The organism is Micromonospora sp. NPDC005257 (assembly GCF_042872445.1).
Classification (GTDB): domain Bacteria; phylum Actinomycetota; class Actinomycetes; order Mycobacteriales; family Micromonosporaceae; genus Micromonospora.
This window is the reverse complement of record NZ_JBIAKL010000009.1, coordinates 155,136-170,289: the sequence shown is the minus strand read 5'-3', so window position 1 is coordinate 170,289 and position 15,154 is coordinate 155,136. Positions and strand designations below refer to the sequence as shown.

General features: G+C 72.3%; 14 protein-coding genes. 6 read left to right on the top strand and 8 right to left on the bottom strand.

Translation table 11 applies throughout. From position 1 onward, the window contains the following. Positions 1-5 precede the first annotated feature (5 nt). Positions 6-764 carry a methyltransferase domain-containing protein gene (locus ACFYO8_RS20205; RefSeq protein ID WP_354868845.1) on the bottom strand — a complete coding sequence of 253 codons (759 nt, stop codon included), beginning with the start codon at positions 762-764 and terminating at the stop codon, positions 6-8. 46 nt (positions 765-810) lie between these two features. Between ACFYO8_RS20205 and ACFYO8_RS20200 the strand changes: the two genes are divergently transcribed. From ACFYO8_RS20200 to disA, 4 genes are all read left to right on the top strand, one after another. Then, the gene (locus ACFYO8_RS20200) at positions 811-1,641 is read left to right on the top strand and encodes a UbiA family prenyltransferase (RefSeq protein ID WP_354868847.1); all 831 of its coding nucleotides are present in this window, start codon (positions 811-813) and stop codon (positions 1,639-1,641) included. Between the two features lie 141 nt (positions 1,642-1,782). After that, entirely contained in the window at positions 1,783-2,544 is a 762-nt protein-coding gene (locus tag ACFYO8_RS20195) for a hypothetical protein (protein WP_354868849.1), read from the top strand. A 101-nt stretch (positions 2,545-2,645) separates the two neighbouring features. Next, complete coding sequence (gene radA, locus ACFYO8_RS20190; RefSeq protein WP_354868852.1) at positions 2,646-4,097, top strand: DNA repair protein RadA; 1,452 nt, start codon at positions 2,646-2,648, stop codon at positions 4,095-4,097. A gap of 129 nt (positions 4,098-4,226) precedes the next feature. After that, positions 4,227-5,417 (top strand): DNA integrity scanning diadenylate cyclase DisA, encoded by a 1,191-nt coding sequence (gene disA, locus ACFYO8_RS20185; protein ID WP_349880028.1) that lies wholly within the window; start codon positions 4,227-4,229, stop codon positions 5,415-5,417. Positions 5,418-5,425: 8 nt separating this feature from the next. Here the strand turns inward: disA and ACFYO8_RS20180 are convergent, their stop codons facing one another. The 3 genes from ACFYO8_RS20180 to ACFYO8_RS20170 all read right to left on the bottom strand — a co-directional run bounded on the left by ACFYO8_RS20180 (position 5,426) and on the right by ACFYO8_RS20170 (position 7,347). Beyond that, positions 5,426-6,169 (bottom strand): hypothetical protein, encoded by a 744-nt coding sequence (locus ACFYO8_RS20180; protein ID WP_354868855.1) that lies wholly within the window; start codon positions 6,167-6,169, stop codon positions 5,426-5,428. A 105-nt stretch (positions 6,170-6,274) separates the two neighbouring features. Next, positions 6,275-6,838, bottom strand: coding sequence for a peptide deformylase (locus tag ACFYO8_RS20175; RefSeq protein WP_354868858.1), 564 nt, complete (start codon positions 6,836-6,838; stop codon positions 6,275-6,277). Then, complete coding sequence (locus ACFYO8_RS20170; protein ID WP_354868861.1) at positions 6,835-7,347, bottom strand: ACT domain-containing protein; 513 nt, start codon at positions 7,345-7,347, stop codon at positions 6,835-6,837. Before ACFYO8_RS20170 ends, ACFYO8_RS20175 begins: the two co-directional genes overlap by 4 nt. Positions 7,348-7,443: 96 nt before the next feature. On the opposite strand from ACFYO8_RS20170, the gene ACFYO8_RS20165 reads away from it, so the two are divergent. Then, complete coding sequence (locus ACFYO8_RS20165) at positions 7,444-8,379, top strand: A/G-specific adenine glycosylase (protein ID WP_354868864.1); 936 nt, start codon at positions 7,444-7,446, stop codon at positions 8,377-8,379. Between the two features lie 114 nt (positions 8,380-8,493). On the opposite strand, the gene ACFYO8_RS20160 is transcribed toward ACFYO8_RS20165, so the two are convergent. The 3 genes from ACFYO8_RS20160 to lysS form a co-directional block, all read right to left on the bottom strand. Then, positions 8,494-11,034, bottom strand: coding sequence for an ATP-dependent Clp protease ATP-binding subunit (locus ACFYO8_RS20160; protein WP_354868867.1), 2,541 nt, complete (start codon positions 11,032-11,034; stop codon positions 8,494-8,496). 539 nt (positions 11,035-11,573) lie between these two features. Continuing rightward, complete coding sequence (locus ACFYO8_RS20155; RefSeq protein ID WP_354868870.1) at positions 11,574-11,924, bottom strand: Lsr2 family protein; 351 nt, start codon at positions 11,922-11,924, stop codon at positions 11,574-11,576. A gap of 119 nt (positions 11,925-12,043) precedes the next feature. Then, the gene (lysS, locus tag ACFYO8_RS20150) at positions 12,044-13,552 is read right to left on the bottom strand and encodes a lysine--tRNA ligase (RefSeq protein WP_354868872.1); all 1,509 of its coding nucleotides are present in this window, start codon (positions 13,550-13,552) and stop codon (positions 12,044-12,046) included. An 18-nt stretch (positions 13,553-13,570) separates the two neighbouring features. Here lysS and ACFYO8_RS20145 point away from each other — a divergent pair, with 18 nt between their 5' ends. Beyond that, positions 13,571-14,392: a class I SAM-dependent methyltransferase gene (locus tag ACFYO8_RS20145; RefSeq protein WP_355047203.1), complete on the top strand. Its 822-nt coding sequence runs from the start codon at positions 13,571-13,573 to the stop codon at positions 14,390-14,392. Between the two features lie 2 nt (positions 14,393-14,394). Here the strand turns inward: ACFYO8_RS20145 and ACFYO8_RS20140 are convergent, their stop codons facing one another. After that, positions 14,395-15,153: a type III pantothenate kinase gene (locus ACFYO8_RS20140; RefSeq protein ID WP_354868878.1), complete on the bottom strand. Its 759-nt coding sequence runs from the start codon at positions 15,151-15,153 to the stop codon at positions 14,395-14,397. Position 15,154 lies beyond the last annotated feature (1 nt).

Genomic DNA, 15,154 nt, shown 5'->3' with positions numbered 1-15,154 from the left:
CCCGGCTACCCGCTCCGGCGCCCCCAGCCCTGGTACAGCACCGCCGTCGACCGGGTCGGCACGATGCGCGGTTCGGTCCTGCCCGGACGGTCGCCGCCGCCGCGCACACGGCGCAGCAGCCAGGCGAGTGTCCCGCCCAGCTCCGGGCGCACCCCGCGCACCGTCAGGGACACGCCGTGCCGGGCGCACTCGGCGACCAGTGCGCGGGCGTCGACGAACAGCCGTGGATCGTGGATGCCACGCGGCACCGTGGGCAGCCGTTCGCCCAGCTCCACCGCGATCAGCCGGGCCAGCAGCGTGTCGTTGAGCGTGTCCAGCACCAGCAGGCCGCCCGGTCGCAGCAGCCGGCACGCCTCGGCGACCGCCCGCCGCCAGTCCGGTACGTGCTCCAGCACCTCTCCGGCGGAGACCACAGCGGCGCAGCCGTCGGCCAGCGGCACCGCTGTCGCGTCGCCCTGGATCACCGTCACGCCGTGCGCGGCGGCCTGGTCGAGCGCGGAGCGGGTCAGGTCCACCCCGACGTGGTGGTAGCCCTTTCCGGCCAGGTGCGGCGCCAGCAACCCGGCGCCGCAGCCCAGGTCGACGAGCAAATCGTCCGCCGTGGACGCCGGAGGCACGAGCTCCGCCCGGGCGCGGGCCAGCCAGTGCAGCATCGCGAACGCTCCGTCCGGCCGCCACCACTCGCCGGCCAGGTCGTCGTACTGCCGGGGGTCGTTCGGCGGCAGCACCCGGTACGGAGTGGACACCGGGGACGCGTCGGGCATGCGTCGAGCGTGGCACGACTGACCGGTAACGACCAGACTTCCGGGTATGTCGACACGGGTGTCAGGGCTCGTCCGGGCGAGCCATCCGGAGCCGGCGGCGGCGGTCACGGTGGTCGCCGCGCTGCTCGCCGTCGGTGTCGGCCACTCGGCCGGGGGTGTCGTGGCGGTGGCGCTGACCGTGCTGGCCAGTCAGCTCGCGGTCGGGTGGAGCAACGACCTGATCGACGCCGACCGGGACGCCGCGGTGGGGCGTACCGACAAACCGGTGACCGACGGCGCGGTGGCCCGCCCGACGCTGGCCCGGGCCACCGCGGTGGCCGCCGTCGCCGTGCCCCTGCTGGCGCTGGCCGGCGGCCCGGCCGCGGCGGCCTGTGCCACCCTGGGCCTGGCCTCCGCGCTGCTCTACAACCGGCCGCTGAAGTCGACGCCGGTGTCGGTGCTGCCCTACGCGGTCTCGTTCGGCGCGCTGCCCGCGTTCGTGGTGCTCGCGCTGCCCGGCTCGCCGGCGCCCCCGCCGTGGCTGGTGGCCGCCGCCGCGCTGCTCGGCGCCGGCGCGCACTTCGCCAACGTGCTGCCCGACCTGGCCGACGACGCCCGCACCGGAGTGCGCGGGCTGCCGCACCGGCTCGGGCCGGCGGGCTGCCGGCTGGCCGCCGCCGGGCTGCTGCTCGCGGCCACCGTCGCGCTGGTCCTCGGCCCGCCCGGGCCGCCGTCGTGGACCGGCCTGACGGCGGTCGCCGCCGCCGTCGCCGTGCCGGCGGCCGGCTGGTACGCGGGACGCTCGGCCGCCGGACGTTCGGCCGCCGCCTTCCGGGCGGTGCTGGTGGTGGCGCTCATCGATGTGGTGCTCCTGGTGACGAGCGGCCGGGTCGTGTGAGCAGGCCCCTCCGAGGTGGTATTGCCGGGTCCGCGTGCGGGCCTCGATCAGCTCCAACTACCCTGGAGCGCGGTCTGCGCGGGTATGGCCACCCCGTGCCCGGTGGTCGACCGGGCGGGGATCGTGACGAGGAGGACCGACGTGACGCGCTCGATCAGGGGTTCCCGGGGGTCGGCCCTGCTACTGGCCGGCACGGCGGCGGCGGGCCTGCTGCTGTCCGGGTGCGGTACCGGGCAGATTTCCGAGACCGCCAACAAGATCCCGTCGGTGCAGGGCGTCAACGTCCAGACCTCCGACAACCTCTACAAGGTGCGCGGTCTCTACGTGCAGTTCCCGGGCCCGAAGGGCTACGAGGCCGGGTCGAACGCGCCGGTCAACGTGGTGATCTACAACGACAGCGAGAAGCCGGTCACCGTCACCGTCACCACCGACAGCGCGCGGGAGATCGTGCTCGCCGGTTCCGGAGCGGGCGAGAGCGGCGCGGCCACGCCGACCGGTTCGCCCACCGAGCCGGTCACCACCTCGCCGACCGCGAGCGACCCGAGCGCGTCGCCGAGCCAGTCGCTGGAGGTGACCGGGTCGCCGTCGGCGAGCGGGTCCGCCAGCCCGTCGCCGAGCGAGACCGAGTCCGCGCCCGCCGGCCAGCCGGCCCGGATCGAGATCCCGGCGCTCGGTTACGCCCAGCTCAACGCCGGCAACCCGCGGTTCCTCCAGCTCGTCGGCCTGACCGAGAAGCTGCTCGTCGGCCAGCAGGTCGACCTGACCTTCGACTTCGGCGACGGCAAGGTCATCAAGACCCCGGCCCCGATCGGCATCCCGCTGACCGCGGAGGCCACGCCGTCGAAGATCGTGAACCCGCGTGAGCACGCCGGTGAGGACGGCGGCGCCGAGGGCGGCCACTGACCTCCGTCCTCCTTCCGTCGGCACCGCCGCCGTGGCCAGCGCCACGCCGGCGGTGTCGCCGTTTCGGGTGGGCTTTCGTCGTACGGTCCGGTTAGCGTCCGGTGGTGACCTCGCCCCGATCGACCTCCTCCCGCGCCGGCGCCGGTCGCGGTCGCGCCGCCGCCCGCGAACCCCGCCCGGCCTACGAGTGCGACGCCTGCGGCCACCAGCCCCCGAAGTGGGTGGGCCGGTGCCCCGAGTGCGGCGAGTGGGGCTCGGTGGTCGAGTGCACGGTCACCGGCCCGATGGTCTCCGGCCGGGTGGTCAGCTCACGGATGCCGGCCGAGCCGGCCCGGCCGATCGCCACGATCAGCGCCGCGCCCGCCCGGGCCCGTCCCACCGGCGTCAGCGAGCTGGACCGGGTGCTCGGCGGCGGGCTGGTCCCCGGCGCGGTGGTGCTGCTCGCCGGTGAGCCCGGCGTGGGCAAGTCGACGCTGCTGCTCGACGTGGCCCAGCAGTGGGCGGCCGGGGCCGGCAGCCCGTCGCTGGTGGTCAGCGGCGAGGAGTCGGTCAGCCAGGTGCGGCTGCGCGCCGAGCGGATGGGCGCGCTGCACGATCAGCTCTACCTGGCCGCCGAGAGCGACCTGTCCGCGGTCCTCGGCCACCTCGACGCGGTGAAGCCGGGGCTGCTGGTGCTCGACTCGGTGCAGACCATCTCGACCACCGGCACCGAGGGGGTGCCGGGTGGCGTCACCCAGGTCCGCGCGGTCACCGCCGCTCTGGTCGCGGTCGCCAAGGAACGCGGCATCGCCACCGTGCTGGTCGGGCACGTCACCAAGGACGGCCAGGTGGCCGGTCCCCGGGTGCTGGAGCACCTGGTCGACGTGGTGCTGCACTTCGAGGGCGACAAGCACTCCTCGCTGCGCATGGTGCGTGGCGTGAAGAACCGCTTCGGCGCGGCCGACGAGGTGGGCTGCTTCGAGATGCACGAGGGCGGCATCAGCAGCCTCGCCGATCCGTCCGGGCTGTTCCTGACCCGCTACTCCGAGCCGGTGCCGGGCACCTGCGTGACGGTGGCGATGGAGGGGCGCCGGGCGCTGGTGACCGAGGTGCAGGCGCTGATCGGGGCAACTGTCGCCGGCTCGCCCCGGCGCACCGTCTCCGGCCTCGACAGCGCCCGGCTCGCCATGGTCCTCGCGGTGCTCCAGCGCCGCACCGAGCGGCTCACGCTGCACGACCGCGAGGTCTTCGCCGCCACCGTCGGCGGCATCCGGGTGGTGGAGCCGGCGGCCGACCTGGCCGTGGCGCTCGCGGTCGCGTCCGGCGGGCTCAACCTGGCGCTCAACCCGCACCTGGTGGCCATCGGCGAAGTGGGGCTCACCGGCGAGGTCCGCCGGGTCGGCGCGGTGCCCCGCCGGCTGGCCGAGGCGGCCCGGCTCGGCTTCCGGCTGGCCCTCGTGCCGACCGGGTGCGGGCCGGAGAGCAGCGGCGCCGGGCCGGAGAACATGCGGGTGGTCGAGGTCACCGACGTGCGAGCCGCCCTCCAGGCGGCCGCCCGGGCGTCGGCGGAGTGACACGGTGGGATCCGCCGGACGTTTTCGGGCAGGCCACGCAGGCCGCACCGACCCGCCCGAGCCGGGCATCGTGACACATCACAGTAACCACGAGAGCACCCACCGCATGGCAGTCCGTAGACTGTGCCCGTGCCGATCGACCGCGATGCCACAAAGCCCGCAACGGCGACGCCGCACGCCCGTACCGGCGCCGTGAGCGGCAACCCCGCTCGCGCCATCAGCGTGAGCGTCAACGGAAGCGTCGGCGGCGGGGCCGGCGCCGATCCGCTGCGCGCCAATCTCGCCCTGATGGCTCCGGGCACCGCCCTGCGCGACGGCCTGGAGCGGATCCTGCGCGGCCGCACCGGCGCGCTGATCGTGCTCGGCTACGACAAGGTGGTCGAGCAGATCTGCACCGGCGGCTTCCCGATGGACGTGGAGTTCTCCGCCACCCGGGTCCGGGAGCTGTGCAAGATGGACGGCGCGGTGGTGCTCTCCAGCGACGGCACCCGGATCGTGCAGGCCGGCGTGCACCTGATGCCCGACCCGTCCATCCCCACCGAGGAGTCCGGCACCCGGCACCGCACCGCCGAGCGGGTGGCCCGGCAGACCGGCTACCCGGTCATCTCGGTCAGCCAGTCGATGCGGATCATCAGCCTCTACGTCAACGGCCAGCGGCACGTGCTGGACGACTCGGCGGCCATCCTGTCCCGCGCCAACCAGGCGCTCGCCACGCTGGAGCGCTACAAGCTGCGGCTGGACGAGGTCTCCGGCACCCTCTCCGCCCTGGAGATCGAGGATCTGGTCACCGTCCGCGACGCGGTGGCGGTGGTGCAGCGGCTGGAAATGGTCCGCCGGATCGCCGACGAGATCGCCGGCTATGTGGTGGAGCTGGGCACCGACGGCCGCCTGCTGGCGCTTCAGCTCGACGAGCTGATGGCCGGCGTGGACGCCGATCGCACCCTGGTCATCCGCGACTACCTGCCGACCGGCCGCAAGTCGCGCACGCTCGACGAGGCGCTCGTCGAGCTCGACCTGCTCAGCGCCACCGAACTCATCGACCTCGTAGCGGTGGCGAAGGCGATCGGCTATCCGTCCGCCTCCGACGCGCTCGACGCGGCGGTCAGCCCGCGCGGGTTCCGCCTGCTCGCCAAGGTGCCCCGGCTGCCGGTCGCCGTGGTCGACCGGCTGGTGGTGCACTTCGGCAGCCTCCAGCGGCTGCTCGGCGCCACAGTCGAAGACCTTCAAGCGGTCGAGGGCGTGGGCGACGCCCGCGCCCGCGGCGTCCGCGAGGGCCTGTCCCGGCTCGCCGAGGCGAGCATCCTCGAACGGTACGTCTGACCGACCGCTCAGCCGGTGACGGTCAGCTTCACCGGCTCGCTGATCTTGGTGCCGACCCGGGCGAACAGCTGGTACGCGCCGATCGCGGCGAAGTCACCGTTCGCCACCCCGTTGGCGCACCTGTTGTCCCGCCGGCCGTTCCAGCCCAGCTCGTAGGAGCGCTCGAAGTTCGGCGTGAACGACTGCACGTCCGAGCCCTTGCCGGTGCCGCAGGTGTCCGACGACCAGATCTTCTCCGCGCCCGACTTGAGGTACAGCTCTTGGAGATCGGCGCCGACGTCCCGGCTGCAGGTACGCTTCGACACGTTCTTGACCTTGAGGCGCAGCGTGACCACAGTGCCCCGCTGGGCGGTGGGCGGCACCGCTACCGGCGTCACCAGCAACTCGGAGTCGGTGCAGGTGCCGTCGTCGGAGACCGGCTGGCCGGTCGCGCCGCCGTTACCGGTGCCGCCCCCGTTGTTCGCGCCGCCCCCGTTGTTCGCGCCCCCGCCGGTGTTGGCGCCACCGCCGTCGGCGTCGCCGGCCGTCGGTGACGGGCCGCCCGACTGCGGGGTGAGCACCGAACCGGACGGGTCGGGCTGAGCGCCGGCGGAACCAGTCGGGGACGGGTCCGTACCCGGCGCACCGGTGTTGCGGTCCGTACCGGTGCAGGAATAAAGCAGGACAATCAGGAAGAGCAGCCCCGCTCCGAGCACGACGGCACGACGCCGCCAGTACACGGCAGGGGGCAGAGGGCCGACCGTCAGACGCATGATGCGCCTACCGTAGCCGCGCGGCGCACGGCTCGTCGGTCCGACGCGCCGGGAACCCGCCGCGGCACCCGCGCAGCCGTCCAGAGTGGAGCACCACGGCCACCGTCAGAGGTAGACTTTGCGCTGGTAGATCGCGTGCGCGCCGGCCACCCGGTCGAGGAAGAGCAGCCCGGCGCAGTGGTCGATCTCGTGCTGGAGCGCACGCGCCTCGAAGGCGTCGGTCACCAGCCGGACCGGCTCGCCGCTGCCCGGAAGCACACCCTCGACCACCAGGCGGCCGGCCCGCTTCACATCGCCGGTCAGGTCCGGCACCGACATGCAGCCCTCCCGGCCGGCCTTCCACCGGGACGCCTCCACCACCCGGGCGTTGCAGAGCACGAACGCGCCGTGCACCGTGACCGCCTTCGGATGCCCCGTCACGTCCACCGCGAACACCTGCGCGCTCACCCCGACCTGCGGCGCCGCCAGGCCCACACAGCCGGGCGAGACGCGCATCGTGGCCACCAGGTCGGCGGCGAGGCGCACCACGTCGGCAGACGTCGGATCGACCTCCGGGCCGGGTCGGCTCAGCACCGGCTCCGGGGCCGTTACCACCGGACGTACCGCACCGGGAACGCCGAGCTTCTCCGGTGTCCAGCCGCCCAGGCCCGCGTACTCCGGCCCGGTCACAGCAGATCCGTGTCCGCCGGGCGGAGGCTGACCCCCACGCCCAGATCCGCGGCGACCCGGGTGAGCCGGCCGGCCACCTCGTCCGACACGCCGGGCGCCAGCTCGACCTCGGCGACCACCACGTAGAGCGAGCCGGTGAGCCGGGTGCTCAGGTCGGTCACGTTCCCGCCCGCGTCGGTGAGCACCCGGGTCATCGCCGCGACGATGCCCATGCGGTCGGCACCGTGCACCGTCAGCACGTACGGCTCCCCGGTGGGCTCGCTGCCGCCGTCCGGCGTGACCGCGCGTACGGTCGCCAGCAGGTGCCCCTCGGCGGCGAGCGGGGCCAGCGCGGCCTCCACGTCGGCGGCGGCCGGGCCGACGCAGATCAGCGTCATCGCGAAGTGTCCACGCAGCCGGGTCATCGTCGAGTCGGTGAGGTTCGCGCCGAGCCGGGCGAGGACCTCCGCGACGTCGGCCACGATGCCCGGCCGGTCCCGGCCGATGACGGTGATCGCGAGCTCGTTCATCCGGACATTCTGCCCCGTCGTCCATGATTGATCGCGGCCGGCCACCCGGCCCGCCCACCCTGCGGGAAAGACAGCCGTGACATGATCGGCGACGCGATGTCCGAGCCCACATTCGCCACCCTGGTCAGCCGGTGGTACGAGCGCAGCGCCCGCGACCTGCCCTGGCGCAAGCCGGGCATCGGCGCGTGGGCGATCCTGGTCAGCGAGGTCATGCTCCAGCAGACGCCGGTGGTCCGGGTGGTGCCCGCGTGGGAGGCGTGGCTGGCCCGCTGGCCCGAGCCGCGCGCGCTGGCCGAGGACACCCCGGCCGAGGCGATCCGGATGTGGGGGCGGCTCGGCTACCCCCGCCGGGCGGTACGCCTGCGCGAGTGCGCGGTGGCGATCGTGGAGCGGCACGGCGGCGTGGTGCCCGACCGGCTCGACCACTTACTGGCGCTGCCGGGCGTCGGCACGTACACCGCCCGCGCCGTCGCCGCTTTCGCGTACGGGCAGCGGCACCCGGTGGTGGACACCAACGTCCGGCGGGTGGTGTCCCGGGCGATCGCCGGTGAACCCGACGCCGGGCCCACCACCCGCCCGGCCGATCTCGTCGCCACCGAGGAACTGCTGCCGATCGAGCCGGCCGCCGCGGCGCTGGCCAGCGCCGCGTTCATGGAACTCGGCGCTGTCGTCTGCACCGCCCGCGCGCCCCGCTGCGCGATCTGCCCGGTCGAGTCGAGTTGCGCCTGGCGGGCCTCCGGCCAGGCCGCCCCCACCGGACCGACCCGCCGCCCGCAGCGCTACGCGGGCACCGACCGGCAGGTACGCGGACTGCTGCTCGCGGTGCTGCGGGAGTCCACCGGCCCGGTGCCACACCGGCGGCTGGACCAGGTCTGGCACGACGACGTGCAGCGGGCCCGCGCCCTGGCCGGCCTGGTCACGGACGGCCTGGTGGAACCGGTGGGCGAGGAGTCGTTCCGCCTGGCCGGCGACGGCCCGCCGTCCCCCTCCCCACTCCCCCACCTGCCCCACCCGCCCCACCACCAGCGTTGATCAAGGAGTGATACAAACTCCTTGATCACCGGGGTCTAGGGCCGGACGGGGGTGTGGAAAGGCGACGGCCCCGGTGGCTTTCGCCTACCGGGGCCGTCGCCCTTCGTGCTCTCGTTATGCGGCGGCGTCGTCCGCACCGGTGGCGGCGGTGCCGCCGAGGTCCGCCGGGACCGCGTCCGGCACGGCGTCCGGCCGGTCCGCGCCCCGGAAGACGAGCTTGGACTTGTCGATGTTCTCCGGGTCGCCCTCGCAGTCCACGACCACGATCTGACCCGGGGTCAGCTCGTTGAACAGGATCCGCTCGGACAGGTTGTCCTCGATGTCGCGCTGGATCGTGCGACGCAGCGGCCGCGCGCCCAGCACCGGGTCGAAGCCCTTCTTCGCGAGGTACTTCTTCGCGTTGTCGGTCAGCTCCAGGCCCATGTCCTTGTTGCGCAGCTGGGACTCGATGCGCTGGATCATGATGTCCACGATCGAGAGGATCTCGGTCTCGCGCAGCTGGTGGAAGACGATGGTGTCGTCGATCCGGTTCAGGAACTCGGGCCGGAAGTGCTGCTTGAGCTCGTCGTTGACCTTCTGCTTCATCCGGTCGTAGTTCGACTCGGAGTCCTCAGATGCCTGGAAGCCCAGCGAGACCGCCTTGGCGACGTCGCGCGTACCGAGGTTGGTGGTCAGGATGATGACCGTGTTCTTGAAGTCCACGATCCGGCCCTGGCCGTCGGTGAGGCGCCCGTCCTCCAGGATCTGGAGGAGCGTGTTGAACACGTCCGGGTGGGCCTTCTCGATCTCGTCGAAGAGGACCACCGAGAACGGCCGGCGACGCACCTTCTCGGTGAGCTGCCCGCCCTCGTCGTAGCCGACGTAGCCGGGAGGGGCACCGACGAGCCGGGACACCGTGTACCGGTCGTGGAACTCCGACATGTCGAGCTGGATGAGGGCGTCCTCGCTGCCGAACAGGAACTCGGCGAGCGCCTTGGACAGCTCGGTCTTACCGACGCCGGACGGGCCGGCGAAGATGAACGAGCCGGAGGGGCGCTTCGGGTCCTTCAGGCCGGCCCGGGTACGCCGGATCGCCTTCGAGACCGCCTTGACCGCGTCCTCCTGGCCGATGACGCGCTTGTGCAGCTCGTCCTCCATGCGCAGCAGGCGCGAGGTCTCCTCCTCGGTCAGCTTGTAGACCGGGATGCCGGTCCAGTTGCCGAGCACCTCGGCGATCTGCTCGTCGTCGACCTCGCTGACGACGTCCAGGTCACCGGCCTTCCACTCCTTCTCCCGCTGCGCCTTCTGGCCCAGCAGCTGCTTCTCGGTGTCGCGAAGCTGGGCGGCCCGCTCGAAGTCCTGCGCGTCGATCGCGGACTCCTTGTCGCGGCGCACCTGGGCGATGCGCTCGTCGAAGTCGCGCAGGTCTGGCGGCGCGGTCATCCGGCGGATGCGCATCCGTGCGCCCGCCTCGTCGATCAGGTCGATCGCCTTGTCCGGCAGGAACCGGTCGGAGATGTAGCGGTCGGCGAGCGTAGCGGCGGCGACCAGGGCGGCGTCGGTGATGGAGACGCGGTGGTGCGCCTCGTAGCGGTCCCGCAGGCCCTTGAGGATCTCGATGGTGTGTGCCAGCGACGGCTCGCCCACCTGGATCGGCTGGAAACGACGCTCCAGAGCGGCGTCCTTCTCCAGGTGCTTGCGGTACTCGTCGAGCGTGGTGGCGCCGATGGTCTGCAGCTCACCACGGGCCAGCATCGGCTTGAGGATGCTGGCGGCGTCGATCGCGCCCTCGGCCGCACCCGCACCGACGAGGGTGTGGATCTCGTCGATGAAGAGGATGATGTCGCCGCGGGTACGGATCTCCTTGAGCACCTTCTTCAAGCGCTCCTCGAAGTCACCGCGGTAGCGGGAACCGGCGACCAGGGCACCGAGGTCGAGCGTGTAGAGCTGCTTGTCCTTCAGCGTCTCGGGCACCTCGCCCTTGATGATCTTCTGGGCCAGGCCCTCCACCACGGCGGTCTTGCCGACGCCGGGCTCGCCGATCAGCACCGGGTTGTTCTTGGTGCGGCGGGACAGCACCTGCATGACCCGCTCGATCTCCTTCTCGCGCCCGATGACCGGGTCGAGCTTGCCCTCGCGGGCGGCCTGGGTCAGGTTGCGGCCGAACTGGTCCAGCACGAGGCTGGTCGACGGCGCGGCCTCACCCGGCGCGGCACCGGCCGCGGCCGGCTCCTTGCCCTGGTAGCCGGAGAGCAGCTGGATGACCTGCTGGCGCACCCGGTTCAGGTCAGCGCCCAGCTTCACCAGAACCTGGGCGGCGACGCCCTCGCCCTCGCGGATCAGGCCGAGCAGGATGTGCTCGGTGCCGATGTAGTTGTGGCCGAGCTGCAGCGCCTCGCGCAGCGACAGCTCCAGCACCTTCTTGGCCCGCGGCGTGAACGGGATGTGCCCGCTCGGTGCCTGCTGGCCCTGGCCGATGATCTCCTCGACCTGCTGACGCACGCCCTCCAGGGAGATGCCGAGGCTCTCCAGGGCCTTTGCCGCGACACCCTCACCCTCGTGGATCAGGCCCAGCAGGATGTGTTCCGTACCGATGTAGTTGTGGTTGAGCATCCGGGCCTCTTCTTGGGCCAGGACGACAACCCGTCGCGCTCGGTCGGTGAACCGCTCGAACATGCCCTCGTGCTCCTCACGTGCCGTGCGCCTTGATGGTCAGATCTCGGCGGGGCCGGTGCGCGGACGTCCGGGACGGGCGTCCGTGCCTCCTTACTCTATCGCCGCGGACCGTCTCCGCTGAGGTCGTGTGCCCCCGCGGATGACCGTTCCGACGTCGTTTCTGACAACCGTCCACGCTCAGGAGGTGTTCCGGGACCCCTGCCTGTACGCGCAGAGCGAAATCCGACCGGCGGCGGAACGGCCGGCCGAGTGGATCCGGGGCGCTGCCGATGCGCTCACCGCGGTCGTCCACAGCCTGTGGACGAAGTCTCCACCGCCTGTGGACAACGGCCCCCCGGGGCGATTTCTTCCCGGGAGAAGGCGACCGAGGACCGCAGGGCGGGCCGGACCGGACATCCCGCACCGGGCGGGACGGGACCGGGACGGCCGGACCCGAGCCGGACGCCGGCGGCGGAAACGGCGATGCGGCCCGGAGACGGCGACGCCGGCCCGGAGTGGCACTCCGGTCCGGCGTCGCGTCGCCCGTGACGAGGGTGGGGTCAGTGCCCCGCCTTCGCGTGGAACTCATCAACGATCTCCTGCGGGATCCGGCCCCGGTCGGAGATGTCCTTGCCGGCCTTCTTGGCCCACTCGCGGATGGCCCGGTTCTGCTCGCGGTCGGCGGTCGCGCCGCCCCGGCCCCGAGCGGCCCGGCCACCCACGACCACACCCCCGCGACCGACCTTCGTACCGTTCGCGATGTACGGCGCGAATACGTCCCGCAATTTACCGGCGTTGGATGCGGAGAGGTCGATCTCGTACTGCACCCCGTCGAGCGCGAACTTGACGGTCTCGTCAGCGTCCCCGCCGTCCAGGTCATCGACCAGCTTGTGAATGATCTGCTTGGCCACGTCCTACATTCCTTTCGAGCAGGGTTGTGCTCCTGCAATACCCCGAGCACAATAACCCGTCCGGCGCTTGTTCCGTCAATAGGACCGGGTAACGAGCCGGAGAAGGCTTCCGGGAGCGCCTACTCGGGCCGGACCAACGGGAACAGGATCGTTTCCCGAATTCCGAGCCCCGTCAGTGCCATCAGCAGCCTGTCGATTCCCATTCCCATGCCTCCGGACGGCGGCATTCCATACTCCATCGCTCGGAGAAAATCCTCGTCCAGCCGCATGGCCTCGTCGTCGCCGCGCGCCGCGAGCTGCGCCTGGGCCACCAGCCGCTCCCGCTGCACGACCGGGTCGACCAGCTCCGAGTACGCGGTGCCCAGCTCGAATCCGAGCACGTAGAGGTCCCACTTCTCGGCCAGGCCCGGCTCGCTGCGGTGGGCCCGGGTCAGCGGGCTGGTCTCCTCCGGGTAGTCCATCACGAACGTCGGCGCCTGAAGGGACGGCACCACCAGTTCCTCGAACAACTCCTCGGCCAGCTTGCCCGGTCCCCACTTCGGGTCGACGGAGAGACCGACCTTGTCCGCGTACTCGACGAGGCGCGCCCTTTCGGTGCGGACGGTGACCTCCTCACCGAGCGCTTCGGAAAGAACACCGAACAGTGACACCGACCGCCACTGTCCGCCCAGATCGAACTCACGCCCGTCGGCGTGGGTCACCACCGTCGAGCCGGCGACCGCCAGTGCGGCCCGCTGCACGAGATTTTGGGTCAGCTCCGCCATCGTGTGGTAGTCGCCGTACGCCTGGTACGCCTCGAGCATCGCGAACTCGGGCGAGTGCGAGGAGTCGGTGCCCTCATTACGGAAGTTGCGGTTGATCTCGAAGACGCGATCCACGCCACCGACCACCGCACGCTTGAGAAACAGTTCCGGCGCGATTCGCAGATACAGATCCGTGTCGAGCGCATTGCTGTGGGTCACGAATGGGCGTGCCGCCGCCCCGCCGTGCAGCAGTTGCAGCATCGGGGTCTCGACCTCGATGAAGTCCTGACCGTGCAGGGTGTCGCGCAGGCTGCGTACGGCGGTGGCCCGGGTGCGTACCATCTGCCGCGCCTGCGGGCGGACGACCAGGTCCACGTAGCGCTGGCGGACCCGGGACTCCTCGCTGAGCGGCTTGTGCGCCACCGGCAGCGGGCGCAGCGCCTTGGCGGTCACCGCCCACTCCTCGGCGAGGACGGACAGCTCGCCGCGCCGGCTGGTGATCACCTCGCCGGTCACCCCGACGTGGTCGCCGAGGTCGACCAGGCGCTTCCAGTCCGCCAGCCGCTCGGCGCCCACCCGGTCCAGCGAGAGCATCGCCTGGACCTCGGTGCCGTCGCCGTCGCGCAGCGTCGCGAAGCAGAGCTTGCCGGTGTTGCGAATGAAGATCACCCGGCCGGTGACCGAGGCCCGGTCGCCGGTGGCGGTGTCGGTGGGCAGGTCGGCGTAGCGCTCCCGCAGCCGCGCGAGCGTGGTGGTCCGCGGGAAACCCACCGGGTACGGCTCGACGCCCTCGGCGAGCATCCGGTCCCGCTTCTCCCGGCGGACCTTCATCTGCTCGGGAAGGTCGTCGGCGGGGTCAGTTGGCAGGGCGTTCTGCTCGGTCACGGCACGCTTCCTCAGGCCTTGGGAACATCGGCGGGGTCAGCACATGAGCGTACTCAAGCGCCCGGACGGCCGTTACGGGATAACCTGCCCGCCAGGACCGAGCCCACCCCTGCCCTCTCGTTCGGTGCCGCCGCGGCCGAGTACGACCGCTTCCGTCCCCGCTATCCGGAGGCGGCGCTGCGCTGGGCGCTGGACGGGCTGCCCGCCCCCCGGGTGGTGGATCTCGGCGCCGGCACCGGCATCCTCACCCGAGGGCTGCTGGCGCTGAGCGGGCCGGTGGCGCAGGTCGTACCCGTGGAGCCGGATCCCGGGATGCGGGCGCAACTGGCCGCCGCCACGCCCGGCACGACGGCGCTCGCCGGCAGCGCCGAGGCGGTGCCGCTGCCGGACGGGTCGGCGGACGCGGTGCTGGTCGGGCAGGCGTACCACTGGTTCGACAGGGAGCGGGCGCACGCCGAGGTGGCCCGCGTGCTGCGGCCGGGTGGCACGTTCGCGCCGGTCTGGAACATCCGGGACGAGCGGGTCGGCTGGGTCGCGGAGCTGACCCGGATCGCCCACCTCGGCGACGACGCGGGCGACGTGACCCAGCGGTACGCGGACTTCGGCCCCGCCTTCACGGCCGTCGAGGTGGGCGAGTTCGCGCACGCCGCCACGCTCACGCCGGACGAGGTGGTGGCGATGCTGCACACCCGCTCGTTCTGGCTGACCGCCGACGCGGACGAGCGGCGACGGGTGGACGCGGCGCTGGCGGAGCTGTTCGCCACCCACCCCGACCTGGCCGGCCGGGACGCCGTGGAGCTGCCCTACCGCACGTTCGTGCTGCGCGCCCGCCGCCGCTGACCTCAGACGTTGCGGTCGTAGACCATCCGCAGGCCGATCAGCGTGATCATCGGCTCGTGGTGGGTGATGGTGTGGCACTCGCCGAGCACCAGCGAGGCCAGGCCGCCGGTGGCGATGACCGCCTTCACGCCGCCCAGTTCCTCGGACATCCGCTCGACGATCCGGTCCACCTGCCCGGCGAAGCCGAAGTAGAGCCCGGCCTGGAGGCACTCGACGGTGTTCTTGCCGATCACCGAGCGCGGGCGGGTCGCCTCGACCTTGCGCAACTGGGCGGCCCGGGCGGCCAGCGCGTCGAAGGAGATCTCGATGCCCGGCGCGAACGCACCGCCGAGGAACTCGCCCCGGCTGCTGATCACGTCGAAGTTGGTGGTGGTGCCGAAGTCCACGACGATCGACGGGCCGCCGTAGAGCGTGTACGCGGCGAGCGTGTTCACCACCCGGTCCGCGCCCACCTCCTTCGGGTTGTCGATGGCGAGCTGGACGCCGGTCCGCACCCCCGGCTCGACGATCACGCTGGGCAGGTCGGCGTAGTACCTGTCGAGCATGGTGCGCAGCGAGCGCAGCGCGGCCGGCACGGTCGAGCAGGCGGCCACCCCGGTGATCTCCACGGCGTCACCGGCCAGCAGCCCGCGGAACATCAGACCCAGTTCGTCCGCCGTGGAGCGGGCGTCGGTCTTGATGCGCCACGAGTGCACCAGCTTGTCGCCGTCGAAGGTCGCCAGCACGGTGTTCGTGTTTCCGATGTCGATGCAGAGCAGCACA

Bases quoted from the DNA above. Each gene is read 5' to 3' on its own strand.
- ACFYO8_RS20205 (WP_354868845.1), bottom strand. From the start codon at position 764: ATGCCCGACGCGTCCCCGGTGTCCACTCCGTACCGGGTGCTGCCGCCG.
- ACFYO8_RS20200 (WP_354868847.1), top strand. From the start codon at position 811: ATGTCGACACGGGTGTCAGGGCTCGTCCGGGCGAGCCATCCGGAGCCG.
- ACFYO8_RS20180 (WP_354868855.1), bottom strand. From the start codon at position 6,169: ATGCGTCTGACGGTCGGCCCTCTGCCCCCTGCCGTGTACTGGCGGCGT.
- ACFYO8_RS20170 (WP_354868861.1), bottom strand. From the start codon at position 7,347: ATGAACGAGCTCGCGATCACCGTCATCGGCCGGGACCGGCCGGGCATC.
- ACFYO8_RS20165 (WP_354868864.1), top strand. From the start codon at position 7,444: ATGTCCGAGCCCACATTCGCCACCCTGGTCAGCCGGTGGTACGAGCGC.
- ACFYO8_RS20160 (WP_354868867.1), bottom strand. From the start codon at position 11,034: ATGTTCGAGCGGTTCACCGACCGAGCGCGACGGGTTGTCGTCCTGGCC.